Below are 24,575 nucleotides of genomic sequence, written 5' to 3' on the forward strand. Positions count from 1 at the left end.
GGAAAAAATGGATGCATTGACCCCTAATGAAATAGTTGAAGAACTTGATAAATATATAGTCGGTCAGAACGAAGCAAAGAGAGCGGTTGCAATAGCAATGCGTAACCGCTGGCGCAGGCAGCAGCTCCCGCTGGAGCTGAGAGAGGAAGTAGCGCCTAAAAATATAATAATGATAGGACCTACTGGTGTAGGAAAAACAGAAATTGCCCGTCGTCTTGCAAAGTTGGCAGAAGCACCTTTCCTTAAAATTGAAGCCTCAAAGTTTACAGAGGTTGGATATGTGGGCCGCGATGTAGAATCGATGATAAGGGATCTGGTCGAACTTGGAGTCAAGATGGTGAAAGATGAGGAGGAAAACAAGGTAAAGGAAAAAGCGGAACAGATTGCCGAGGAAAGACTTCTTGATATGATTTTGCCTCCATTAAAAAGAAAAGAGCGTGGGGCATCTACCGAGGAAATTCAAAATATTGAAAAAGAAAATGATGATTTCAAAAAGACAAGAGAGGTATTCAGGGTACGTTTGAAGTCAGGAAAACTTGACGATAGATATGTTGAACTTGATGTTCAGGATAAAGGGCTCCCATCTATAATAGAAGTGATATCCAGCTCGGGTGGATTTGAGGAAATAGATTTTAATATAAAAGACATGGTTGGCGGGCTTTTTCCCAAAAAAAACAAAAAAAGGAAAGTAAAAGTCTCCGATGCGAAAAAGATACTGGTGGAAGAGGAAGCGCAAAAATTAATTGACATGGACAAGGTACGTTCACTGGCAAAAGAGAGAGTAGAACAAGCCGGCATAATATTCCTTGACGAGCTCGACAAAATAGCAGGAAGGGAGACCGGGACAGGTCCCGATGTATCAAGGGAAGGGGTACAGAGAGACCTTCTTCCAATAGTTGAAGGGACAAGCGTTGCCACTAAATATGGACTCATACGAACAGACCACATCCTGTTTATTGCAGCAGGAGCATTTCATGTTTCAAAGCCTTCTGATCTTATTCCTGAGATGCAGGGAAGATTCCCGATAAGGGTAAGCTTGCAATCGCTTAACAAAGATGATTTTGTGAGGATTCTTACTGAGCCCAGGAATGCTCTTATACGCCAGTATATTGCTCTTCTTGAGACAGAGGGGGTACATATGGATTTCAAGGAGGACGCTATCGAAAAAATAGCAGATATAGCTTCGATTGTGAATGAAAAAACGGAAAATATCGGAGCCAGGAGACTTCACACTGTTATGGAAAAACTTCTTGATGAGATATCGTTCAATGCACCGACTATGGAAGATAAGAAAATTTCGATAACTGCAGATTATGTTGTAAGTAAATTATCTGAGATCATTAAAGATGAGGATTTAAGCAGATATATTTTGTGATCTTATTTTTTTATGGTTGTTTCGTCGAAAACCCAATTGGAGTATGCTTCCAGGGCATTTGGTACTGACAGGGAAATAATTTCCGGAAGTTTATAGGGATGAATTTTAAGGAGTTCTTTCTTAACTGAATTAAAAAGTTCAGTTCTTGTTTTTATCAGCATGATTATTTCGTTTTCATTGCACAGCTTTCCTTCCCAAAAATAGACTGAATTAATTCCTGGCAAAATATTTACACATGCGGCAAGTTTTTTTCTGAGAAGTATTTCAGCTATGGAAAGAGCATTTTCCTTCGAATCAACTGAAGTTAGTATAATTGTTAAAGAATTAGCTTGCATGATTTCCTCCAAAAAGTTTTAATTTGCAAAAATTATTACAGTTGATAAATGTGAATTGTCAAATAAACTCATAAAGAGTGAATAAAACGATGAAGAAAAAATATTCCGCTTCAAAAATTCCGGCAAATTTGAAGGTAACAGATGATAGTTTAATGTCCTATCTTAACAAGATAGGAAAGATCTCGCTTCTTAAAAGGGAAGAAGAGATTGATTTAGCCTGTAAAGTGAAAGAAGGGGAAAAGGCATTCAAGCTGTTAGTTGAATCTAATTTGAGGTTCGTTGTAAATATTGCTTCAAAATTTAAGGGGTGCGGTCTTAGTTTCTCTGATCTTATTAATGAAGGCAATATAGGATTGATGCAGGCAGCACGTAAATTTGATCCTGACAGAGGGGTAAAATTTGTTTCCTATGCTGTATGGTGGATTAAACAAAGCATCATACAAGCTCTCGCAGATCAAACTGGAGCTGTTAAGATCCCTGTCAGGCAAATTGCTGATCTCAACAAAATCGGAGAGCAATTTGACGAACTGATCCAAAAGCTTGGACGCGAACCTAATGTCAATGAACTTGCAAAAGCCATAAACCGTACAAACAAGGAAGTGGAGTATTTACTCCTGTTATCGAGGAACTCTGTTTCACTAGAGAACCCAATATCTGATGATAATGACGCTACTTTTCTGGATTTTCTCGAAGCGGACAACCTTCCATCTGTCGATGAAGAGATAGATAAAGCAAAAATGGAACAGGATCTGCAAGAGCTGCTTAATTCGCTGAAACCCAAGGAGGCTGAAGTTTTGAGGAGACGATTTGGCCTTGACGGGAGTGAGTCAGAAACCCTTGAGGAAATAGGAAACAGCATGAACCTCTCCCGGGAGCGTATACGTCAGATAGAAGAGAAAGCCAAAAAAACTATTAAAAAAATGGGAAGGAGCCATCTTCTCAAGGATTTTCTTAGATAGAACCGAATGTCTCATTCTGTTTAACAGCCTTCTTTATAACAAATCGTTCTATGTCCGGACTCATTGATAAAAATAAAATAATTAATTTTGTCAGCAAGAATCCCCTGGTGAATATTGTCAGAGAGGTCGCTCTTTCTAAAAAATCAAATGTTTATGTTGTAGGCGGGTTTATAAGGGATTTAATTCTTGAGAACAGGTCTGTTGATATAGATTTTGCAGTTGAGAGTGATGCAAAGGGTTTTGTTGAAGGTGTTTTTAAAAGGATTCAGGGGAAACTCATAGTTCTTGGGAAAGAGCCATTGGTGAACTACAGACTTGTACACAGGGGGTCTATCCTGGATTTTGTAGAAGCTGCGGGACATGATATTCATATAGACCTTTCAAAAAGAGATTTTACGATGAATGCACTTGCTCTCAATCTCACATCATGGGAACTACATGATATCTTCTCAGGCATTAAGGATATAAAGGCTAAAATTATAAGAGAAATATCTCCGTCAAGTCTGCGCAATGATCCTGTCAGGATAATGAGGGGAGCTCGTTATATATCTGTAATGGATGGCGCGAAGATAGAAGACGGAACAATTTGTCATATGAAAGAATATTCTGCCGGGCTTTCTAGCTCTGCACCTGAGCGGGTAATTGACGAGCTCAAAAAAATGTGTGCAGGCAGATATGTCGGGAAGGGAATCAGTCTGCTTTTTGAAATAAAAGCATTCGAGCATCTTATCTCCAGCTATATGAAAGACAAAACAGAGCATACATCCTCTTTAGAAGAAGCTAAAAGGTTTTATCTGTCAGAGAGCATAAGAAGTTTAGTGGAGTCCCGCAGTTCTGCGGTTTATCGATTGCTATTTTGCGGTGAAACAGACAAAGATGCTGATACAGAAAAAATAATTATAATTTCTTCTCTTTTTTTCCTCTACAAGTCTGTTTTCGATATCTCTGAAAAGGAGCTTGGAAACATAATAAAGAAAATGCGTTTCTCTAATCACTATCATAAGAGGATTGTTAGTATCTGCTCCTGGGCTATGGAACTTAAAGCGCTTGCAGAAAGAGGATGTGATGATGACGAGCTAAGATTGTTTATAGGAAGACATGGCGAAGATTCATATTTGAGTTTTGTGATTTTATCAGCTTGTTGCGCTATTGCAGGTTTAGAATCAGCACGACTGAAACGAATTGAAGAGAGTTTTTTGCGCCTTATAACAAATGAAGGTCGGGTTCTTCTAAACCCTGAAAAGCTTATATCAGGAGATGATATAAAGAAGAATTATCAGGTCAATGCCCCAGCTGAGATAGGTGAAATGCTCAGTCGTATCCGGGATTTACAGTTTCAGGGAGTTATTAAAACAAGGGAAGAGGCACTTTCATTTATTCAAGAAATGGGAAGAAGTAATAACTGACAGAAACGACCGTATTATTCATGTTATATCGAGTTTAAATATACCTTGATGTAGTCATGATCAGAATTTGGTAGTCTCACAAATTCCAGTCCGGCATGGTTTAGGTCTGCTCCTTCAGCGGATTCGGTTTTTTTCTTAACGCGTCTTATAACCGCAGAAGCTTCTATTCTTTTTCCGGCAAGTATCGGGTGGATTTCAACCATTTCATCTTTCATAAGATTGCATGAAGATTCAAGCAGCAACCCGGAAAGACTTATATCTATTACCAACCCCTTTATTTTTCTAATCTTCTCTTTTTCTCTGTTTATTATAAAAGCCGGTTCCGAAATTGTGAATCGCGGATGCTTGCGTCTGTCTTCAGTTTCAACCCTTGTAGATAAAGTAGCTAAATGTCTCTGTGAAGTTATTTTGATTATTTTTTCGAGTTCATCTGCACTAACTGGTTTATTAAGATATTCAGATGCGCCGAGCTTTGATGATCTTATATAGCTCTCAACGTCTCCGTAAGAGGTGCAAATTATGACATCGGTATTTATGTTGTTTTCATGGATCATTCTGAGAAGTTCAACGCCACCTAAATATGTTGCCTTAATACCGCTGATCAATATTTCAATGTTACCTTTTTTTAATTCCTTCCAAGCTTTTTCACCATTATTTGATAATTTTACATTATAACCTTTTTTTTCCAGCTGGTTTGCTAGGGTAACACCACCATCATCACCTTCTTCATCAACAATCATTATATTTCTGACATGCTTAATCATAAAAACCTATGAATTTAGATATTAACTGGCCACTTGAATATAAACCCACCTAACGATGTTGTCAAGGTTAAGAGTTTTTAGTCTAATTTTTAGAAAAATATATTAGTTTTAAGATATTAACTAGACTATTTATCAGGCAGCATTGATCCAATTTATTATATATTGCAGACCAATACTGAAATTATTTGGTGTCAATCTGGGCTCGTTGAAGTCTGCCGCTATAATCAATGTACACTGTCTTGATCTCGCTGAAAAATTCAAGTGCAGATGCACCTGATTCTCTGTGTCCATTGCCTGTATTCTTAAAGCCGCCGAAGGGAAGATGACATTCAGCGCCTATGGTCGGGCTGTTTACATAGACTATTCCGGATTCTGCTTCGTTTACAACCCTCAAAGCATGGTTCACATTTTTCGTATAAACCGATGAAGACAGCCCATATGAAGTGCTGTTTAATGCATTGATCGCCTCGTTTATTCCGTTAACAGGTATTATCAGTACGACAGGACCGAATATTTCTTCTCTCGCTATGGTCATACAGCTCTTGCCGTCAGCAAAAATAGTAGGCTCGTAAAAAAAACCTTTTTTATGTTTTCCTGAATTTAATATTTCCCCTCCGCACAGGAGTTTCGCCCTGTCTATATCTTTCCCTATCTGCACATAGTGTTCTATCTTTTCAAGCTGCTGCTGATTTATTATTGGTCCAAGATCAACTGAAGCATCCATGCCGTTGCCGACATTAAGTTTCATGGTTCTTTTGAGAAGTTTGTCTGCGAACTCTTTTATGACTTTTCTGTCTATAATCAACCTGCTCGTAGCAGTGCAGCGCTGTCCGGATGTGGCAAAGGCTCCCCATAATGCTCCATCTACTGCAAGATCAATATCTGCATCGCTTAAAACTATCTGTCCGTTCTTTCCTCCCATCTCGAGGGAACATCTCTTATGGGATTCACCGCAAAGCGATGCTATGAGCTTTCCTGTTTGAGACGAGCCGGTAAAAGATACAAGACTTACATCAGGATGCCTTACGATAGCTTCTCCTGCCTCTTTGCCTAACCCATATACTAAGTTTACTACTCCTTCGGGGAGGCCTGCTTCCATAAGAAGCTCAACAAAAACCCGTGCAGTCTCAGGTGTATCAGTTGCTGGCTTGAAAACAACGGTGTTCCCGCATATCAGTGCCGGAAAAATCTTCCATGCAGGTATGGCAGCAGGAAAATTCCATGGTGTGATTATCCCTGCCACTCCGACCGGAGACCTCATAGTATAAGCGATTTTATTTGTAAGCTCCGAAGGAGTCGTAAAACCGAAAAGCCTTCTCCCTTCTCCTGCCATGTAAAAAGCAGTATCGATTGCTTCCTGAACGTCTCCGCGCGTTTCAAGAATTGTTTTTCCCATTTCCCGGGTTTCTATTTTCGCAATTTCTTCCTTACGTTTTATAAGGAGATTGTGAGCATTAAGGATAATCTCTCCTCTCTTTTGGGCCGGGAGACTGCTCCATCCTTTAAAGCATTTCTTTGCGGATTTAACTGCCTTATCTACGTCACTCAGTTCAGACTGTGCATATAGACCGATGACATCATCTGTATTCGCAGGGTTTATATTCTTAAAATATTTTCCAGATGCCGGAGGACAGTATTTACCGCCAATAATGTTATTATGTTTTTTCATGACTCTCCCTCCTAGTTACTTTCCCTTTTCTTCCACATGGCTCAAAGCATCATCAAAAATCGAAAGAGCTTTATCCGCCTGTGAGCGGCTTATTATCAAAGGAGGAAGGAAGCGGATGGAATTTGTGCCGCAGCCCAGTATTATAAGCCCCTTCTGAAAACAAAGATTAAGTATTTGAGCTCTTTCTTCAGTGGCCCGGGACTTTGTTTCCCTGTCTTTTACAAGCTCCACACCAAGCATCAAACCTATTCCGCGGACATCGCCGATGAGCCTGTGGTTCTTCTGCATATCAAGGAGACATTGCTTCATGTAATCTCCCACTGCTTTTGCATTTTCCATCAGGTTTTCTTCAAGCAGCTTTATAGTTGCCAGAGAAGCTTCGCATGCAACAGGATTTCCTCCGAATGTACTTGCATGACTTCCCGGGGGCCAATCCATTATTTTTTCTGACGCAACAGTTGCCGAAAGCGGAAGTCCCGATGCGATCCCTTTAGCCAGAGTCACGATATCGGGTATAGTGTCGAAATTTTCAATCGCAAGGAATTTTCCGGTCCTTCCGCAGCCCGACTGAACTTCATCGGCAACGAGAAGTATCCCGTATTTTCTGCATATTTTTTTTAAAGCAGGCAAAAAACCGGGGGGCGGTACAACATATCCTCCTTCTCCCAGGATGGGTTCCACAAATATCGCTGCCACCTCGTCAGAGGGAACAGTATGCTGAAAAAGCTCTTCTTCTATCCATGAAACACAGGCAAGGCAGCAGCCTGGATACTTAAGTCCCTGCGGGCACCGATAGCAGTAAGCGTAAGGGACATGGAAGACTCCCGGAACGAGCGGGGAAAACTTTTTTTTCTGAATAGTCTTGCTTGCTGATAGTGACAAAGCGCCCAATGTCCTTCCATGGAAAGCCCCGAGAAAACCGATTACAAGCTGCCTTCCCGTATGGTGCCTTGATAATTTAAGCGCCGCCTCCACTGATTCAGCTCCGGAGTTGCCGAAAAATACCCGCTTCCTGTAATTTCCCGGAACAAGTGTGTTTAGTTTTTTTGCAAGCCTCATCTGTGACGGATAGTAGAAATCCGTTCCTGACATATGTATGAGTTCATTGGCTTGCCTTGATATGGAGGCGATTACTTCAGGATGACAGTGCCCTGTAACAGTCACTCCTATGCCGGAAGAAAAATCAAGGAACCTGTTTCCGTCAATATCTGTGATAATTGCGCCGCGCCCTCTTACGGCGACAAGAGGATAACAACGCGTATAAGAAGGGGATATGTAATGGGTATCTTCCTTTACAAATGCGCTGGCTTTTGGACCCGGTATTTTCTCTTTGTTTTTTTTCTTTTTCATCAGGACAAGTCTCCTTTTTAATAATAAGCACGAAGACCGAGCACATGCTCTCCGATTATGAGCGTCTGTATCTGCGAGGTTCCTTCATAAATTGTTGCCACCTTGGCATCCCTTAAATATCTTTCTACAGGGAAATCATCGCAATAACCATAGCCTCCGTGGATCTGGATTGCATCATTTGCAGCGCGAAAAGCTGCCTCGCTTGCGTAATACTTTGCAATCGATGTTTCCAGTATGCTTTTCTTCCCCCTGTTTTTAAGGTCGCCTGCCCTGTAAACAAGAAGTCTTGCAGCATCCCGCTCGATAACCATTTTGGCTATCATCTCCTGCACGAGCTGGTAGGAGCCTATAGGTTTCCCGAAGGTCTTCCTTTCCTTTGCGTACTTTACGCAGGCATCGATGCATCCAGAGCTTATCCCAACACAGCCTGCAGCAACGCTGTAGCGTCCAGTATTAAGTGAATTCATGGCAATACTGAAACCATCTCCCACTTTGCCGAGGACAGAGTCTTCAGGAACTTCCACATCTTCAAGGACAAGGGCAGCAGTGTTGCTTGCGCGCAGCCCCAGTTTTCCTTCGATAGTGTAGCTGGAAAAACCTTTGGATTTAGTATCAACGAGGAATGCAGTGATCCCCTTATGTTTTTTTGATTTGTCAGCCTGTGCAAATAGTATGGCAATATCGGAAACACCGCCGTTTGAGATCCACATCTTGTTTCCATTAATTATCCATTTACCATTTTTATATGCTGCCATTGTGCTGATGTTCGATGCATCGCTTCCGGCCTCAGCTTCGGTTAAGGCAAAGCATCCTATCATTTCAGCGCTCATCAGGCGTGGCAGATATTTCCTTTTTTGTTCCTCTGTCCCGTATTTAAGGATTGTGTGCTCTACGAGGGAAACCTGAACCGATACGGTCGTCCTAACCGATGAGTCTCCCCTTCCTATTTCTTCTGCAATCAGGGCATAGCTTATATAATCAAGCCCGGAGCCGCCGTATTCTGACGGCATAGATGCGCCGAGCAGCCCAAGCTCTGCCATCTTGTTTATTATCTCACGCGGGAAATGTTTCTCTGTGTCGTTTTTCCTTGCTACCGGTATTATCTCTTCATCAGCAAATTTCTTTGCTGTGTTTTTTATCATTAGTTGTTCTTCAGTGAATTCAAAGTTCATAAATATCACCTCCTACTTATTTATTAACAATTATCAATAAACAATACCAGACATTTGGCGCTTCCACCTGCTTTAATGAATTCCGAAAGATCCGTTTCAATCACTTTCATGCCATGATTTTTAAGATTATCTTTTGCATCTTTGCATCTGCTGTTGATTATAGCAGTTTCCCCGATTGTCACTGCATTACAGCAGAATCTTGCCGCGTCTTTGGCATTTACAGGTATTCTTGTTTTTATATTTTTTGTTATGACTTTTCTTCCAAAAGCATCAAATGCTCGCGGATAATAAATGATGGCTTTATCCGAAAGCGGTGCAAAACAGGTATCAAGGTGGTAGAATCTTTTATTCACAAGCTCCAGCGAAAGCACGCGTTTCCCTGTGATTTTGGAGATTATTTCGTGCGCCCTGATGTCTGAGCGGATGACATAGCCTGCGAAAAAAGAGTCGTCAATTTTAAGTATGTCTCCTTCGCCTTCAAAGTGAATGGCCCTCGGGATTGTAAAGACTTCATAACCTTTTTTATCAAACCACCCGGCAAAATGCTTTTCTTCTCCCTTCCTCTCTTTGTACCTGAAATTGCTCTTGATGAATTTTCTGCCAAAGGCAAGTCCTGCATTTGCAGTGAAAACCATGTCAGGAAGGCCTTTTATAGGTTTGATAATCTCTATTTTTACTCCGAGATTATTTATTATGTCATGAAGATTTTCCCACTGTTTTTTTGCTTTTTTCTGGTCAGCTTTATTTCTTACATGCATCCATGGATTGATCTCATAGTCTATGGCATAATAATCAGGAGGGCACATCAGTATGGAAGTCATATAAAGAGTCTATTATTTTTTAATTAATGGTTCTAGTCAGCTTTTTTAATCAAATGGATTGTAAGTTCCCTTAAGAAAAGCTCTGCATCTGTTACAAGTCCGACAGCCTGACATGTGCCCCGGTCAGAAAGCTTTGTAACCACCTCAGGATTTATATCAACACAGATTGTCTTAACACTTGCCGGCAAAAGATTGCCTGCCGCAATTGAATGGAGCATTGATGCAATCATAATGCAAAGTTTTACGTCTTTGAATTTTTCTCTCAAAAGCCGCTGTGCTTCTTTCATGTCTGATACGACCTCTGGGAGCGGGCCGTCATCTCGTATCGAACCTGTAAGTATGAAATCAGTATTGGTTTTAACACAGGCGTGCATTATGCCTTCTTTTATAATCCCTTTTTTAACTGCCTGTCTGATGCCGCCTGTTTTTCTGATCGTGTTTATTGCGCGGAGATGATGTTCATGTCCTTTTTTCGTAATAATTCCCTCTTTGAGCGAAATTCCCAGCGAAGTGCCGTAAAGGCATGCCTCTATGTCATGCGTTGCAAAACCGTTACCGGCAAAGATTATATCAACATATCCATTAAGAATGAGCGATTCGAGATAGCCTCGCGCACCTGTATGGATAATGGCAGGTCCGCAGACAAAGAGTATTTTTCCATTTTTTGCAGAGCGTACTTCCTTCAGGTCTTCTGCAATATGTTTTATTGCAAGCCATTTGGATTTTTCAGGAGACACAGTGCTTCCCATGAATTCGAATATCCCTGAATGCCTCATCCTGCTCATGGGTGTAAGATGAATTCCATTATGTCCGGTAACTATCATGTCCCCTTTTTTCACGTCGCCCATTTTGATGCACAGGGCATGATTGAAATCATCGGTGATTTTTATCCCGCTGTCCATGCAGATGTTTTTTACGGTAAGCCATTTCTCTTTTATCATTATGCGCGTTGGAAGATTTGTAGTGATATAAAAATCATCGGGAAAGACTCCATATGAAGTTGCTGTCCGCAGTGCCGCCTCTTTTTCTTCTATCTGCGAGGCTCCGAGTTTCAGTATCCTTTGAAGTGTTGAGCTAAGCGCTTTTTGGGAACCTGACGATATTTTTATTAGCGCTGAACTTGTGTCATTCCTGTTTTTCCCGACTTTTATTTCTTCTATCTCATAATTGCATCCATGCTCGAGGATTTCGTCAAGGGTTTTGGGGAGAGTGAGCGAGTCTATTATGTGTCCGCTGAGCCTGACCTTTGTTTGAAATTTTTTCATATTATAATTTTAACCAATAGGCTCTGATTATGAAAGTGAAAAAATTCTGCAGGGGGGAAGTCCAGTGTATCTATGCATTGTAGCCAAACGCAACAAAAGCTGTCGGGTTTTCAAACACTTTATTGTCTTGAAAATCAACAAGATAAGATTTCTTCTAAAAAACTGTACGTTTTTCTGGACATGTTATAGGATAATTCTTTTCAAGCTTCTTCCTTATTTTCATAATTTACTGCAATAATTCAATGTGATTACACTTACAAAAAAATCTGGCATTAAATTTGCAAAATAACTATGTTTTGTATTTATATTGGAATTTTAATTAGTTCAGGAAAATCCCCAGTTGGGATAATCAAGGAGTTCTGAAATGGAAATAAGAAAATTAAGTTATCAATATTCAAACATCAAAAATATCTTATCAATTATTTTTTCCCTATTATTTCTTTGCTGTCCGCTTTTTTTGCAGGCTTCTGATGATATGCAGTCTGATGTAAGTTCAAAAAAATCATATGGAAAGATAGACAGCATTGTCGGGAAACTCATAGATAAGTACAATATGAAGGGTTTGACTGAGGCAAATCAATTTGCAGCAGAGCAGGGTGTTAAGTTAGAAAATGGCAAGGTCAAAGTTATACTTGTCGTAGATGAAAATACTTTGATTGATGAACAGGGGTTGGCTTCATATGGTGTTGATATTGACAGGAAAGCAAAGAACCTTATCAGGGCGTTCATTCCTGTTAGTCGTCTAAAATCAATTGAAAAAGATTTCCCAGATATCACTCGCATAAGACAGCCTTTTACGCCGCTGGAGCTTGCGACAAGTGAAGGAGTAGCTCTTACCAATGCAGCAAATTGGCAGGACATGTGTTTTACAGGCAAAGGTGTGAAGGTTGCGATTATTGACCTTGGCTTTAACAATCTCACTGCAACAATCGCAAATGGAGACCTGCCATCAACAGTTGTAACACATGATTATTCGGGGACAGGGCTTGAGACAGGCACTGTTCACGGCACTGCGGTTGCCGAGGCTGTCCATGACATGGCTCCCGATGCAGAGCTTTACCTTTTAAAGATTGCAGACGAGGTTGACCTTTTCGATGCGGTCAATGACTGTAAGACTCTTTACGGGATTAACGTTATCAACCATTCTGTTGGATGGGTTAATACAGGCCCCTATAACGGGACAGGTATGATATGCGATATTGCCAATGATGCTGATGCAAACGGCATAGTATGGGTAAATGCTGCCGGCAACGAAGCGCAAAAACATTCTGAAGGTATTTTTGCTGATACTGATGCTGATGGCTGGCACGAATTTAAAACAAGTCCTGTTGATGAGGTAAACTGGATGTCTGCCTCAGCGGGTCAGGACATTTATGTTTTTCTAAGCTGGGATGACTGGTGTCCGGATCCAAATAATCCTGCATCAACGCAGGATTACGATCTTTACCTTGTAGATTCCGGCCTGAATGTTGTTTCATCATCAGAAAACTGGCAAAACGGTACCACAGGAGCATCTCCAACTGAGGCGATCGGATATACAGCTCCAACAGCAGGCAGTTATGGGGTATTAGTAAAAAATTATTCAACGACAAGAGCATGTGATCTTAAGATTTACAGCTTTAATCAAAACCTTGAATCAGGAAACAGGACTGCAGTAGGAAGCCTGATGGCTCCTGCTGATGCGGAGGGAGTATTGACAGCAGGGGCAATAGACTCAACCAAATGGACAACAGGACCACAGGAAAGTTTCAGCTCTCAGGGGCCGACTACAAACTGGTGCAGTGCTGCTCCTATGATAAAGCCTGATATAGCAGGACCTGACGATGTTGACAGTTTTACTTATGGTCATTGGTACGGCACTTCTGCTTCTTCGCCTCATGTGGCAGGGGCAGCGGCGCTGGTTTTTGAAAAATTTCCGTCTTATACTTCTGCGGATGTGAAGAATTATTTGGAAACAAATGCCATTGATATGGGCAGTTCCGGCAAAGATAATATTTATGGTGCAGGAAGGCTTAACCTCACAGCCATTGTTTTTCAGGATGCGGACAATGACGGCACGGTTGACAGTTGTGACACCTGTACTGATACAGATAGTGATGGATATGGAAATGCCGGATACTTTGCCAACACCTGTCCCACTGACAATTGCCCAAATATTTATAACACTGACCAGACAGACAATGATAATGACGGGATTGGTGATGCCTGCGATACCTGCACTGATACCGACGGCGACGGTTTTGGAAATCCCGGATATCCGAACAATACATGTCTGCTTGATAACTGTCCTGATGTCTATAACCCTGATCAGGCAGATGCAAACAATGACGGGATTGGCGATGCCTGTTCACAGACTGACCTTATTGTGTCTGCTCTATCAGCGACTGTGACATGTTCAGGAATCACTATCAATAGCACGACAAAGAACAATGGGACCGGTAATGCGGGTGCATCAACTACAAACTTCTATCTTTCAACTAACAATAAGCTTGATGCAGGGGATACGCTCTTTGCCAGCAGAGCTGTGCCTGCAATTAACGCGGGAATGAGCAGCGCTGGTTCTATCACTGCAACACTTCCTTCTGGAACAACAGCAGGGAGCTACTACATAATAGCAAAAGCCGATGACTTAAATGTAATCGCTGAGACGATTGAGACTAACAATACAAAGTACACTACAAAACCATTAAAACCTGATCTCAGCATCTCTTCACTTACCGGGCCGGCAAGTTCAGGCGCAGGAATCAGTGTTTCAATTAATGATACAACGAAGAATGGAGGAATTATCAGCTCTGGTTCTTCTGCCACCGGCTTCTATTTATCTGTCAATTCAACTCTTGATACAGGAGATACATTTCTTGACAGCAGGCCCGTGTCAGTACTTGCGCCTTGTGAATTAAACACAGGCTCTGCAACTTTGACAATTCCTTCTGATACGCCTTCAGGTAAGTATTATATTATTGCAAAAGCCGACAATTCTGGAAGCATTGCCGAGTCAAGCGAAACTAATAATGTAAGGACCAAGGCAATAAATATTGGACCTGACCTTGTTGTTTCCTATATTTACGGGCCTTCATCTGCAACAGCAGGAGCAACTATTTTGTTTAAGGATACGACAAAGAACAATGGCGGCGGAGATGCCTCTTCTTCAATTACAAGGTTTTATATTTCAGCAAACACGACTCTTGACGCAGGAGACACTGAGATTGGCAGCAGGGCTGTTCCGGCGCTTGCCCCGGCTGGGCAGAGTGGTATTGTAAGTACCTCAGTAACTATTCCTACAGGTATTTCAGGAAGCTACTATATAATTGCAAAGGCTGATGCAGATAGTGCTATCTCTGAAACCAACGAGAGCAATAACACAAAATATAAAGCTATTACTATAAACCCATAGAGGAAAATAATTGCTATTGCCATATTGCCAATGAACTAACTATGACATATAAAAGACATTATGGCTGATTGTCCTGAAATATCTTCTCTCGGGTATGATGAGTTTGGCAAAGAACTTCTTGCGAAGGCTCAAAAAGAAAGGACGCCACTTTCCGGCACTATTGAGCTTACTGCAAGATGTAATTTGAGATGTGCACACTGCTATATAAATCTTCCTGCAAATGATGCAAATTCTGAAAAAGAGCTGACTACTGAGGAACTAAAAAAAATTCTCAGTGAAGTTTCTGTGGAAGGATGCCTCTGGCTTCTTTTTACAGGCGGCGAACCGCTTTTAAGAAAAGACTTTGCGGAGATATATGTCTATGCAAAGAAAAGAGGTTTTTTTGTAACGGTATTTACAAATGCAACGCTTATTGATGAAAAGATAATAGAAGTTTTTAAAGAATATCCTCCCCTTTCAATAGAGACTACTCTTTATGGCATTACACCTGAAACATATGAGGGTGTTACAGGTGTTAAGGGTTCATTTGACAGATTCATGAATGGAGTTGATCTCATAATAAGCAACAAACTACCACTCAAGATAAAGTCAGTAATAATGAGGTTAAACTATAAAGAAATAGATGAGATGAAAAAATGGGTTGAGTCAAAGGGGAAGAAGTTTCGCTTTGATCCTGTCCTTAATCCGCGACTTGACGGAAAAAAGGGGCCGGAAGGGCTCAGACTTTCACCTGAAGAAGTTGCAAGGCTTGATTTTGCCGATCCGCAAAGGGTGGCTGAATGGAAGAGATTCTCTAAGGATTTTATCGGAGCACCTGTAAATGACAATCTCTTTGTGTGCTCTGCCGGAAGAAATTCTTTTTACATTGATTCTTTCGGTTATCTCAATGTATGTGTACTGGCAAGATTTTTAGATTATTCCCTGAGAAATGGGACATTCAAAGAAGGTTACTATAAATTCTTTCCTGATATAATAAACAAAAAAGTTGAAGGAAGGACAAAATGCAGAGAGTGCAGATTTATTGCACTATGCGGTCAGTGTCCTGGGTGGTCTAATCTTGAGTTTGGGAATAAAGAAGAGCCCAGCGAATATCTGTGTAAAATAGCAAATCTCAGGGTAAAGGGTTTGGAATTTATTTAGGAAAAAAAATATCAGGAATTGCCGGGGAGATTATTTAATGGAATTATTGAAAAAGAGATTTGAAAAAGATTCAAATTTGGTTGCACGCAAGGTGATTGATGAGATGATTCTTGTGCCTGTGACAAACAAGGTCTATGACCTTGAAAGCGCCTATGTATTGGATGAGGTTGGAGCAAGGGTGTGGGAACTGATTGACGGGCAGCGCAGCATTGAGGATATAAAAAATGTCCTTCTTGATGAATATGCAAGCGATGAGAAACAGATTGAAGAGGATGTCTGCGGATTTATCAACCAGCTCGAAAAACTTGGCGGTATAAAAGAGATAGCATGAACTCCATTCCTGAACTTCAGAAGAATATGTATAAAGATTTACGTGTCTCTATCGGCGGGGTACGAATCAAGGTATCAACTCTCCAAAAGGATCTCAGTTTTTCTCTGACTAATGTTCATTCAAAGTATTTAATAAATGAAGTGAAGGAAGATATATCACTTGAATATATGACAGGCGAGATGCCCGCTCTTTCCGCCATGAAAAAACTTTTCGAATCAGGCGGCGTATGGTCACTCTATGAAAACGGGAGTCACGGATATTTGATTTCATTCAATTCTCCAATGTTTGGCAATGAGCCTTATAAAGTGGCTTATTTTAATGGTGACTTCAGCTTAGGCAAAGTGGTTTTGAGGAAGAATGTGAACGGAAAGATTGTTAATAACGTGGAAGTTGTAAATCCATTCGATTATCCTTTGGATGAGTTAATGATGGTTAATCACCTTTCGATTCGTAAAGGAATAATTATTCATGGTTGTTTTCTAAATGACTCTGGCAAGGGGCTACTTTTTTCGGGAACCTCAGGGGCAGGTAAAAGCACTATGGCTACGATATGGAAAGAAAATAACTGCGGAACAATATTCACAGATGAGCGGGTCATAATACGTGAGCAAGCGGATGGGGCTCTTATAGCTTATGGTACGCCATGGCACGGGACAGCCGGCATAGACCTTCCGGAATCATCATCAATCGATAAAATCTTTTTTTTAAAACATGCTTCTGAAAACAAGGCTGAGCTTATTGGAAGCAGTGACAGCTTTTCAAGACTTGTAGTTCGTTCGTTCCCTACATTCTGGAGCAGCACCGGAATGGAGTGCACACTTTCTCTGATTTCAAATATAATCTCTTCTGTCCCATCTTATGAACTTGGTTTTTTACCTGACGGGAAGGTCATAGATTATGTCAGGTCACTTTACTGAAGTAATCAATTTCGATGGAAATGATTTTGCAGATTTAAGCAGGTCTATCCTTCAAAAAGGTCTTCCTCTGCGTTTCAAAGCATTTGGTTCGAGCATGCATCCTTTTGTAAAACATGGAGACATAGTGGTAATAGAGCCTTTGAAGAGTGAAGGTTGCAGGGTAGGGGATATAGTGCTTTTTCAGGACCGTTCAGGGAGGATGAGGCTTCACAGAGTTATAAGAAAGAAAAAAGACGAGAGCTTCATAGTAAAAGGAGATGCACTTGAGTTTACTGATGGTACTGTGAGAGAAGAGAATATATACGGTAAAATGCTCAGTGTTGAAAGAAATGGAGTAACAGTTGAGTATAATTCATTAAAGATGCGTGCCAACGGTTTGGCTCTGGCGTTACTCTCGCCTTTGAGTTTTGTAATCTATCCGGTTGTCAAAAAAATAAAGAAGATTTTCCTGTGACAAAACTATGATATTTTTTTGAATGTTGTTTTGGAAGCTCTGCTATAAAATAGACGGGGACGCTGAAATTCAGCGTCCCCAACTGGCAGGATATTCTCGGGTACTGCGGTCAGTAACATAATTAGTACAAGAACTGGTTCTTTTCCCCCTGCCCCAAGCAAGCCGAAGACAGATTTTTATGAGCGTTTCAATTTCATCATCATCTGGACTCTTATCTCTCGATTTACGCTCTCATCTGGATCTTTTCAACAGTCTCGTGACTTTTTATCTTGATCTGTCACACTGCTTGCTGTCATTTGAATATGCACAAAGCATGCCAGAAAAAATAATGAGATTTGCTGAGATTAACTATCTGATATTTAAGATATTATGTGTTATGATGAATACGGTGAAAAACGCTTGTTTTGTGTCATAAATAAGACAATAGTCATTGATGACATTTTTTTCTTTGAATTACTTTATCTAGTATCAAATCAGCTACTTCCTCTTTAGGCAATTCAGGGAGTTGAGTTATTGCGCCTTTACTATCTATGATTGTAACAATGTTAGTAGCTGTCTCAAATCCGGAACCTTTTTTAGTGATGTCATTTGCAACTATGAGGTCACATCCCTTGTCTTTCATTTTTTTCATGGAGTTCTTAATAAGATTGCTGCTTTCTGCGGAAAAGCCAACGACAATCTGATCTTTGCTCTTGGACTTGCAGATCTCTTTTAAAATGTCAGGATTCAGTTTAAGCTTGAGGTTGAAATTAGAGTTTCCGTCTTTTTTTATTTTTTCAGGCACTTTTTCTTCAGGTGAAAAATCTGAAACCGCAGCGGCTTTGATCGTGATTGTTGATGATTTGAATTTTTTCAGGACTTCTTTTCGCATTTCTTCAGCAGAACCGACATGAATGGTTTTAATACCAGAAGGATCCTGAAGGTTTGTGGGACCGGTAATCAATGTAACATCTGCACCTCTCCTCTCGGCAGCAGCAGCGATGGCATATCCCATTTTACCTGATGACGGGTTACTTATGAATCTGAAGGGGTCAAGATATTCTCTTGTAGGTCCGGCTGTTACAAGTATTTTTTCATCTGTGAGGTCTTTTTTTTTTAGAAGTTCGTTGCATGCAGCGCTAATTATCTGCTCTACATCTGCAAGCCTGCCTATCCCTTCGTCGCCGCATGCAAGTGAACCTGATGCCGGATCTATAAAGCGAACTCCCAGCAACGAGAGTTTTTTAATATTTGACTGAGTAATGTTATGGTTGAACATGGCTGTGTTCATTGCAGGTGCGATCAATACTTTTCCGGTATATGAGATAAAAAATGTCGAGAGAAAGTCATCACATATTCCGCCAGAGAATTTAGCGATAATATTTGCAGTTGCCGGTGCGACAAGAAGCAGGTCAGTTTCTTTCGAAAGAGAGATGTGTTTTATGTCAATATCCGAAGGCTCATCGAACATCCCGGTTATTACCTTTTCGCCGGATAAATATCTGAATGTCAGAGGGGTGACAAATTGCTGCGCATTGGCAGTCATTATTACAGTTACCGATGCATTCTTTTTTTTCAGTTCTCGTACTATCTCACAGGATTTGTAAGCTGCAATTCCTCCTGTGATTCCAATCGTGATTTTTTTCCCGGCAAGCATATTTATTCTATTACAATTAGAGTGTCGCCTGCGTTCACTGCCTTTCCTTCTTCAACATTTATTTCTTTTATTGTCCCGTTGGCAGAAGCTTTAAGCTCATTTTCCATTTTCATGGCTTCTATAACAGCAACCCCTTTTCCTTTTTCTACTTCATCGCCTTCCTTTACCAGGATTTTTATTACTTTGCCCGGCATCGGTGCTTTTATTACCTGTTTTCCCTGAACTCCTGAAGAACCTCTCTGAAGGCGTCTCGGTGAGCCTTCTTCATAAACCTCGATATTGAAGGTTTCGCCATTGACATCGACCATATATTTCCTGTTGTCATCCTTTATATTTACAAGGTATGATTTGTTCCCGATCAACAGTGAAAGCAGGTCCTGCTTGAGATTGACAGCATCAACACTGAATTGTTCTTCGCCGTTAATTGTAACATCAAAACGGTTTTCATTTTTTTCAATTTCTAATGTATATTCTTTTTCTCCAAGAACTATATCAAAGTGCATTTTTTTACCTTATGCGTTAGAGCCTGCTTCCCCACATTTGCCATTTGCCGGCCATCTTCCATGGACTTTTGTCTTTCCTGTCCGCACTGTGAAACATTGATTCTGAATCAAATTTTGAAAAAGCATGTATGACTGCAGAGATAAGAGCGACTTTCGTCCCTTCTTCAGAGTATCCTGTTTCTCTTTCAATGTATTTTTCGATGAAGTTCGTATAAGTATTCCCCTTCACGAAATTTTCATTGCTCAATATCTTTTTTAAAAATGGAATCGTAGTTTTTATCCCAGTTATGGTGTATTCATTTAACGCCCTAAGCATTCTAAGCCTCGCTTCTTCCCTGTCTTTCCCCCATACGACGAGCTTTGATATGAGGGGGTCATAATGAACTGATATGGTGTATCCTGAATATGCAAAAGAATCGAGTCTTACGCCGCAACCAGCCGGAACCCTCTGGCTGTTAATCTGGCCGGGCGATGGAAGAAAATTAGTGTCCGGATCCTCCGCATAGACACGGCATTCCATTGATGAACCGTGCTGGCTTAAATCTTTCTGCTCAAATGGCAGTTTCTCTCCTGCCGCAATCTTTATCTGCTGCTGGACCAGGTCAATGCCAGTCACAATTTCCGTTATTGCATGTTCAACCTGTAACCTTGTGTTCACCTCGAGAAAGTAGAAGTTCTTCTTTTCATCTACGAGGAATTCAACCGTTCCGGCATTTGTATAGCCAACGGTATTTACAGCTTTGAGCGCTGTCGCTCCCATCCTCATCCTGAGTTCATCGTCAACGAATGGAGAAGGTGTCTCTTCTATTATCTTCTGGTGACGGCGCTGTATAGAACATTCCCTCTCAAAGAGATGGACTGAATTGCCATGCTCGTCGGCAAGAACCTGTATCTCTATATGGCGCGGGTTCTCAATATATTTTTCTATGTATATTGCTGAGTCACCGAACGCGGAATTGGCTTCTGACCTTGCAGCTCTGAGTGCGCTAACCATATCTGCCTCACTGTGGACTATGCGCATTCCTTTCCCGCCTCCGCCTGCCGCTGCCTTAACCATCACAGGGAACCCTATATCCTTAACTACGGACATTGCATCTTCATCGCTTACATTCCCTTTTGCCCCGGGAATCACCGGAATTCCGGCATCGGACATATATTTTCTGGCAATGATTTTATTCCCCATTTTTTCTATCACATCAGGAGAAGGGCCTATGAACTTTATTCCTGCTTCTGCGCAGCTTTTGGCAAAAAGGCTGTTCTCGGAAAGGAAGCCGTATCCGGGATGTATTGCTTCAGCTCCGCTTTCTTTTGCAACTTTGATTATGTTGTCTATCTTGAGATAGCTCTCCCTCGATGCTGCAGGTCCGATACAATATGCCTCGTCTGCAAAACCTACATGAAGAGATGTTCTGTCAGCCTCGGAAAAAACTGCCACAGTTTTTATTCCTAACTCCTGGCATCCGCGGATTACACGTATTGCTATCTCGCCTCTGTTTGCTATCAAAATCTTTTTAAACATTTTTTTTCTTAATCCTTTTGAAATTAAACAACGTAAACAGGACTAGCTTAGGAGACGGAAGTCTATAGCAAAGCATCATCTTTATCAACTTAAAACTTAAGTAATCCGCAGAAACAAAGAATCAAATATGCAGCTTTGCAAAAAAGTAAATTTGATGTGACTCTTTGTCCAGCTATTCCGTTGACAATGTAATGAATCAGTCATATTAATGATGCAAGTTAAAAAATGGGGCAACCTTTGTATTCATAACGCGGACTATTTTTATTTTATAGCAGACACTCTGTTTTCAGTGGGGATACATGAAACTCACATTTGAATGGGATGAAGTTAAGGCGAAATTCAATTACAAGAAGCACAAGGTGAGCTTTGATGAAGGTAAAACTATTTTCAATGACCCTTTCCTATTTACGTTTCCTGATAATGAACATTCCATAAACGAGGATCGTTATATAAACATTGGCATTTCTTCAAAAGGGCGTATTTTGATTTTGATTCATACTGAGCGAAAGGATAGAATACGTATTATAAGTTGCAGGAAAGCAACAGATAGCGAAAGGAGATTTTATGAAAAGGGCAGTTTCTAAAGACATAAATAAAAAAGAAGATATGAAGCCGGAATATGATTTTTCCATTTTAAAAGGAGCAGTGCAGGGGAAATATTACAAAGCATATAGGGCAGGACATAAAGTAGAGATTCTCAAAGCTGATGGCTCTGTTTCAGTCCAATATTTTAAACTTGAGGAAGGGGCAGTTATGTTAGAGCCTGATGTTAAAAAATATTTTCCAAATTCAAAATCAGTAAATAAAGCACTTCGATCTCTTATTAAAATTATTCCATCAAAGAGGCGGATACCTGCTCACACCAAATAAAAAAGAAAATCTAACCATTAGTCCAGATATAAGATAACTTTATGAGATTTTTAAAAAACAAAAGTGCTTTCAATCTTGTGGTATTTGTTTTCTTGATGTTAATTTCATCACACGTGTGTGCATTTGAAAGCAAACAGGAAGTAGATGCAAAAAAAACGTTACAGGAGTTTTGCAGTAGTGAATTTAATGGAATTAGAGATGCACGTGTTTTTTATGTGACTTTTAGCCCTGATCAAGCTGCACGAGATGATAAAATAAATCCACCTGTAGGAGCTGTTGATAAAACTTGGGATTGGGATCCTTTAGTTGTCGTTGATTCATACAAGATAAAAAACATAGAGGTAAAAGGTGAAAGGGCTGTTGTTGAAGTATCGTATACAAGATTAGCTAATACTGAGAGCTACGGATACAATAGAAAACTTATTGAGAATTATATGGAAAATGATGTTGTGAAATTTCAGATGGTTTTTAAAGATGGAAATTGGAAAGTTTTCGACCCGCCAGAGCCGCGAATATCATATGAGGCAATTGTTAATTATTATAGAAATGAAGTTGCGAGTATGAAAGATGTTATTGCTTTGCCAGATGCGTCTAAAGCCCAGAAACAATGGTATCAAAAATTAAAAAAGTAATTTAGATGATTACAAATCCCATCATATCGTTATCCAGTGTTTTCTGAAAAAGATTCCCTCAATTACCCTCTTTGTAAGCTTTGATGTATAGTCAGGATGCCTCGCAAATACTTTTAAAACTTATCAACTCAGAAAATCCTTTTTTGTTCAAACACAGTGGCGTATAATGTCATTTTAATTTTAACAATATTGGGAAAGAACATGGAAGAAATCAGAGGTAGCAAGAGGTTGATATTTGCGCTTGATGTTGATGGTTACGATGAAGCGATGAAATGGGTGAGCAAACTTCGTGGTAGTGTATTGTTTTATAAAATAGGAAAACAGCTTTTTACAGCATGCGGTCCAAAAATAGTAAAAGATATAATAAACTCAGGGTGCAAAGTATTTCTGGATCTTAAATATCATGATATTCCCAATACAGTATCTTCTGCTGCAATAGAGGCGGCAAAGCTTGGAGTATCAATCTTTACCCTTCATGCATCAGGCGGGCGGGCAATGGTTGAGGAAACATGCTCAAAAGTCCGGAGCTACTGCGAACAAAACGGCAAAGTACCGCCACTCGTTGCGGCTGTGACTGTTTTGACAAGTCTTTCAGCGAAAGACCTTGAAGATATCGGCGTGATGGCAAGCCCGGAAGAAGAGGTACTGAGGCTTGCCGGTTTGGCCGTAAGCGCAGGTGCAGGCGCCATAGTATGTTCTCCGCTCGAGATATCTCCTCTTAGAAAATCACTTGGAGGGAACTTCAAAATAATAACACCAGGAATCAGACCTTCCGAGGGAAGAAAATCTGATGATCAGAAAAGAGTGATGTGTGCAGGTGATGCAATATCGGCTGGAGCAGATTTCCTTGTTGTCGGAAGACCAATAAAAGATTCTCCCGATCCTCTCAGTGTTGTAAAAGCTCTTGCTGAAGAAATAGAGTCAGCAGAAAAACTCAAGTAGGAGAAAGATATGTCAGAGCTACGAAAGGAACCTATCAGCAGGAGATGGGTGATAGCTGCCCCTGAAAGAAGAATGGAGCATGAAGAAACATTATCCTCTGCAGAGAAGCAGATATGTCCTTTTTGCAAAGGCAATGAGCATCTGACGCCGGATGAGATATCGAGAATTGATTCTTCTGCGGGAAAAGCAGGTGAATGGGACATAAGGATAGTACCTGATAAGAACGCTCTTCTTAAAGAAGCAATCAGTATGGGAAAATATGGTAAGGGTATGTACGATGTCATGAATCCCAAAGGGGCTCACCAGATAGTTGTGGAAACTCCTGACCATGATAAAACATGGTGGGATTTTGATATGAGCAGGATGAAAAAACTCTTCGGTATTTACAGGGACGTAAGCGCCGGTTTCAAGAATGACAGTTCTGCCAAACACGTCATAATTGTTAAAAATCACGGAGTGCACACAAGCAATTACAGCCATTCCCATTCACACATTCTTTCGCTTCCATTTATTATTAAAAGGGTTGATGATGAGATGCGGAGCGTTATTGAATATTTTCAAATGAAAGAGAGATGCATCTATTGTGATATTATTGTTGAAGAGCTGGGTGTAGGTGAGCGTATTCTTTTTGAAAATGATTCTGTGATTGTTTTTGCGCCTTTTGCCTCAAGGTTTCCCTATGAGCTTTGCATTATACCAAAAAGTCATGAAGCGGATTATACAACCATAAAAGACTCTGAAATAGAATGTCTTGCAGAAGCCTTCCTTTTTACTTTTAAAAGATTAAAAGCAGCACTTAAGAATCCTTCATTCAGTATTGTACTGCATTCTTCTCCGTTTTTTAAGACTTACAGGGAAGAGTATCACTGGCACTGGGAGATAAAACCTCAGACAGACGACATGGCGGGTTTCGAGTGGGGGACCGGTCTCTACATAAACTCCATAACCCCGGAAGAAGCTATTAAGCGGCTGAAGGAAGTAATGCTTTAAGAAATTAATAAGAATCTTTAGGAACCAACTGCACTTCAGGAATATCCTCTTTGCAATGCCCTTTTTATCTGATTTACCAGTCAGGTTGATATAATATTTAATTGCAATAATATAATTTAATAGAGGATGAA

23 protein-coding genes are annotated in these 24,575 nt (G+C 40.5%); 13 read left to right on the forward strand and 10 right to left on the reverse strand.

Features of this window, described 5'->3' with window-relative positions:
* Positions 1-7: 7 nt before the first annotated feature.
* Positions 8-1,375, forward strand: a complete 1,368-nt coding sequence (hslU, locus tag HZA77_05805) for an ATP-dependent protease ATPase subunit HslU (protein ID MBI5374928.1) — start codon at positions 8-10, stop codon at positions 1,373-1,375.
* A gap of 2 nt (positions 1,376-1,377) precedes the next feature.
* On the opposite strand, the gene HZA77_05810 is transcribed toward hslU, so the two are convergent.
* Positions 1,378-1,710, reverse strand: coding sequence for a divalent-cation tolerance protein CutA (locus HZA77_05810; GenBank protein MBI5374929.1), 333 nt, complete (start codon positions 1,708-1,710; stop codon positions 1,378-1,380).
* 89 nt (positions 1,711-1,799) lie between these two features.
* On the opposite strand from HZA77_05810, the gene HZA77_05815 reads away from it, so the two are divergent.
* Positions 1,800-2,669: an RNA polymerase sigma factor RpoD/SigA gene (locus HZA77_05815; protein ID MBI5374930.1), complete on the forward strand. Its 870-nt coding sequence runs from the start codon at positions 1,800-1,802 to the stop codon at positions 2,667-2,669.
* 107 nt (positions 2,670-2,776) lie between these two features.
* The gene (locus HZA77_05820) at positions 2,777-4,075 is read left to right on the forward strand and encodes a CCA tRNA nucleotidyltransferase (GenBank protein MBI5374931.1); all 1,299 of its coding nucleotides are present in this window, start codon (positions 2,777-2,779) and stop codon (positions 4,073-4,075) included.
* Positions 4,076-4,098: 23 nt separating this feature from the next.
* On the opposite strand, the gene HZA77_05825 is transcribed toward HZA77_05820, so the two are convergent.
* The 6 genes from HZA77_05825 to HZA77_05850 all read right to left on the reverse strand — a co-directional run bounded on the left by HZA77_05825 (position 4,099) and on the right by HZA77_05850 (position 11,116).
* Positions 4,099-4,815, reverse strand: coding sequence for a response regulator (locus HZA77_05825; protein MBI5374932.1), 717 nt, complete (start codon positions 4,813-4,815; stop codon positions 4,099-4,101).
* 205 nt (positions 4,816-5,020) lie between these two features.
* On the reverse strand, positions 5,021-6,508 hold the full coding sequence (locus HZA77_05830; protein MBI5374933.1) for an aldehyde dehydrogenase family protein: 1,488 nt from the start codon (positions 6,506-6,508) through the stop codon (positions 5,021-5,023).
* 15 nt (positions 6,509-6,523) lie between these two features.
* Positions 6,524-7,858: an acetyl ornithine aminotransferase family protein gene (locus tag HZA77_05835; protein MBI5374934.1), complete on the reverse strand. Its 1,335-nt coding sequence runs from the start codon at positions 7,856-7,858 to the stop codon at positions 6,524-6,526.
* A gap of 17 nt (positions 7,859-7,875) precedes the next feature.
* Complete coding sequence (locus HZA77_05840) at positions 7,876-9,030, reverse strand: acyl-CoA dehydrogenase family protein (GenBank protein MBI5374935.1); 1,155 nt, start codon at positions 9,028-9,030, stop codon at positions 7,876-7,878.
* Positions 9,031-9,053: 23 nt separating this feature from the next.
* On the reverse strand, positions 9,054-9,851 hold the full coding sequence (locus HZA77_05845; protein MBI5374936.1) for an amidinotransferase: 798 nt from the start codon (positions 9,849-9,851) through the stop codon (positions 9,054-9,056).
* Between the two features lie 32 nt (positions 9,852-9,883).
* The gene (locus tag HZA77_05850; protein MBI5374937.1) at positions 9,884-11,116 is read right to left on the reverse strand and encodes a TIGR00300 family protein; all 1,233 of its coding nucleotides are present in this window, start codon (positions 11,114-11,116) and stop codon (positions 9,884-9,886) included.
* Between the two features lie 364 nt (positions 11,117-11,480).
* Between HZA77_05850 and HZA77_05855 the strand changes: the two genes are divergently transcribed.
* The 5 genes from HZA77_05855 to HZA77_05875 are packed head-to-tail and all read left to right on the forward strand — an operon-like array spanning position 11,481 to position 17,352.
* Positions 11,481-14,510 (forward strand): S8 family serine peptidase, encoded by a 3,030-nt coding sequence (locus HZA77_05855; protein ID MBI5374938.1) that lies wholly within the window; start codon positions 11,481-11,483, stop codon positions 14,508-14,510.
* 60 nt (positions 14,511-14,570) lie between these two features.
* Positions 14,571-15,650 carry a radical SAM protein gene (locus HZA77_05860; GenBank protein ID MBI5374939.1) on the forward strand — a complete coding sequence of 360 codons (1,080 nt, stop codon included), beginning with the start codon at positions 14,571-14,573 and terminating at the stop codon, positions 15,648-15,650.
* 37 nt (positions 15,651-15,687) lie between these two features.
* A complete protein-coding gene (locus HZA77_05865) occupies positions 15,688-15,981 on the forward strand; it encodes a PqqD family protein (protein ID MBI5374940.1) in 294 nt (97 codons plus the stop codon).
* A complete protein-coding gene (locus HZA77_05870) occupies positions 15,978-16,898 on the forward strand; it encodes a hypothetical protein (GenBank protein ID MBI5374941.1) in 921 nt (306 codons plus the stop codon). The genes HZA77_05865 and HZA77_05870 overlap by 4 nt, the downstream gene beginning before the upstream one ends.
* Positions 16,879-17,352: a signal peptidase I gene (locus HZA77_05875; protein MBI5374942.1), complete on the forward strand. Its 474-nt coding sequence runs from the start codon at positions 16,879-16,881 to the stop codon at positions 17,350-17,352. Before HZA77_05870 ends, HZA77_05875 begins: the two co-directional genes overlap by 20 nt.
* A gap of 427 nt (positions 17,353-17,779) precedes the next feature.
* Here HZA77_05875 and coaBC read toward each other — a convergent pair whose 3' ends face one another.
* From coaBC to accC, 3 genes are read right to left on the reverse strand one after another with little or no spacing between them, the layout of a single operon-like run.
* Complete coding sequence (gene coaBC, locus HZA77_05880) at positions 17,780-18,988, reverse strand: bifunctional phosphopantothenoylcysteine decarboxylase/phosphopantothenate--cysteine ligase CoaBC (GenBank protein MBI5374943.1); 1,209 nt, start codon at positions 18,986-18,988, stop codon at positions 17,780-17,782.
* A gap of 2 nt (positions 18,989-18,990) precedes the next feature.
* Positions 18,991-19,491, reverse strand: coding sequence for a biotin/lipoyl-binding protein (locus HZA77_05885; GenBank protein ID MBI5374944.1), 501 nt, complete (start codon positions 19,489-19,491; stop codon positions 18,991-18,993).
* A 16-nt stretch (positions 19,492-19,507) separates the two neighbouring features.
* The gene (gene accC, locus HZA77_05890) at positions 19,508-21,010 is read right to left on the reverse strand and encodes an acetyl-CoA carboxylase biotin carboxylase subunit (protein MBI5374945.1); all 1,503 of its coding nucleotides are present in this window, start codon (positions 21,008-21,010) and stop codon (positions 19,508-19,510) included.
* A 299-nt stretch (positions 21,011-21,309) separates the two neighbouring features.
* Here accC and HZA77_05895 point away from each other — a divergent pair, with 299 nt between their 5' ends.
* The 5 genes from HZA77_05895 (at position 21,310) to HZA77_05915 (ending at position 24,444) form a co-directional block, all read left to right on the forward strand.
* Positions 21,310-21,594, forward strand: coding sequence for a BrnT family toxin (locus HZA77_05895; protein MBI5374946.1), 285 nt, complete (start codon positions 21,310-21,312; stop codon positions 21,592-21,594).
* Positions 21,575-21,880, forward strand: a complete 306-nt coding sequence (locus HZA77_05900) for a hypothetical protein (GenBank protein MBI5374947.1) — start codon at positions 21,575-21,577, stop codon at positions 21,878-21,880. The genes HZA77_05895 and HZA77_05900 overlap by 20 nt, the downstream gene beginning before the upstream one ends.
* 41 nt (positions 21,881-21,921) lie before the next feature.
* Complete coding sequence (locus tag HZA77_05905; GenBank protein ID MBI5374948.1) at positions 21,922-22,512, forward strand: hypothetical protein; 591 nt, start codon at positions 21,922-21,924, stop codon at positions 22,510-22,512.
* A gap of 201 nt (positions 22,513-22,713) precedes the next feature.
* A complete protein-coding gene (pyrF, locus tag HZA77_05910; protein ID MBI5374949.1) occupies positions 22,714-23,454 on the forward strand; it encodes an orotidine-5'-phosphate decarboxylase in 741 nt (246 codons plus the stop codon).
* A gap of 9 nt (positions 23,455-23,463) precedes the next feature.
* Positions 23,464-24,444 (forward strand): DUF4921 family protein, encoded by a 981-nt coding sequence (locus HZA77_05915; protein ID MBI5374950.1) that lies wholly within the window; start codon positions 23,464-23,466, stop codon positions 24,442-24,444.
* Positions 24,445-24,575: the final 131 nt, after the last annotated feature.

The sequence above is a fragment of the Candidatus Schekmanbacteria bacterium genome (assembly GCA_016219965.1).
Taxonomy (GTDB): Bacteria; Schekmanbacteria; GWA2-38-11; order GWA2-38-11; family J061; genus JACRJM01.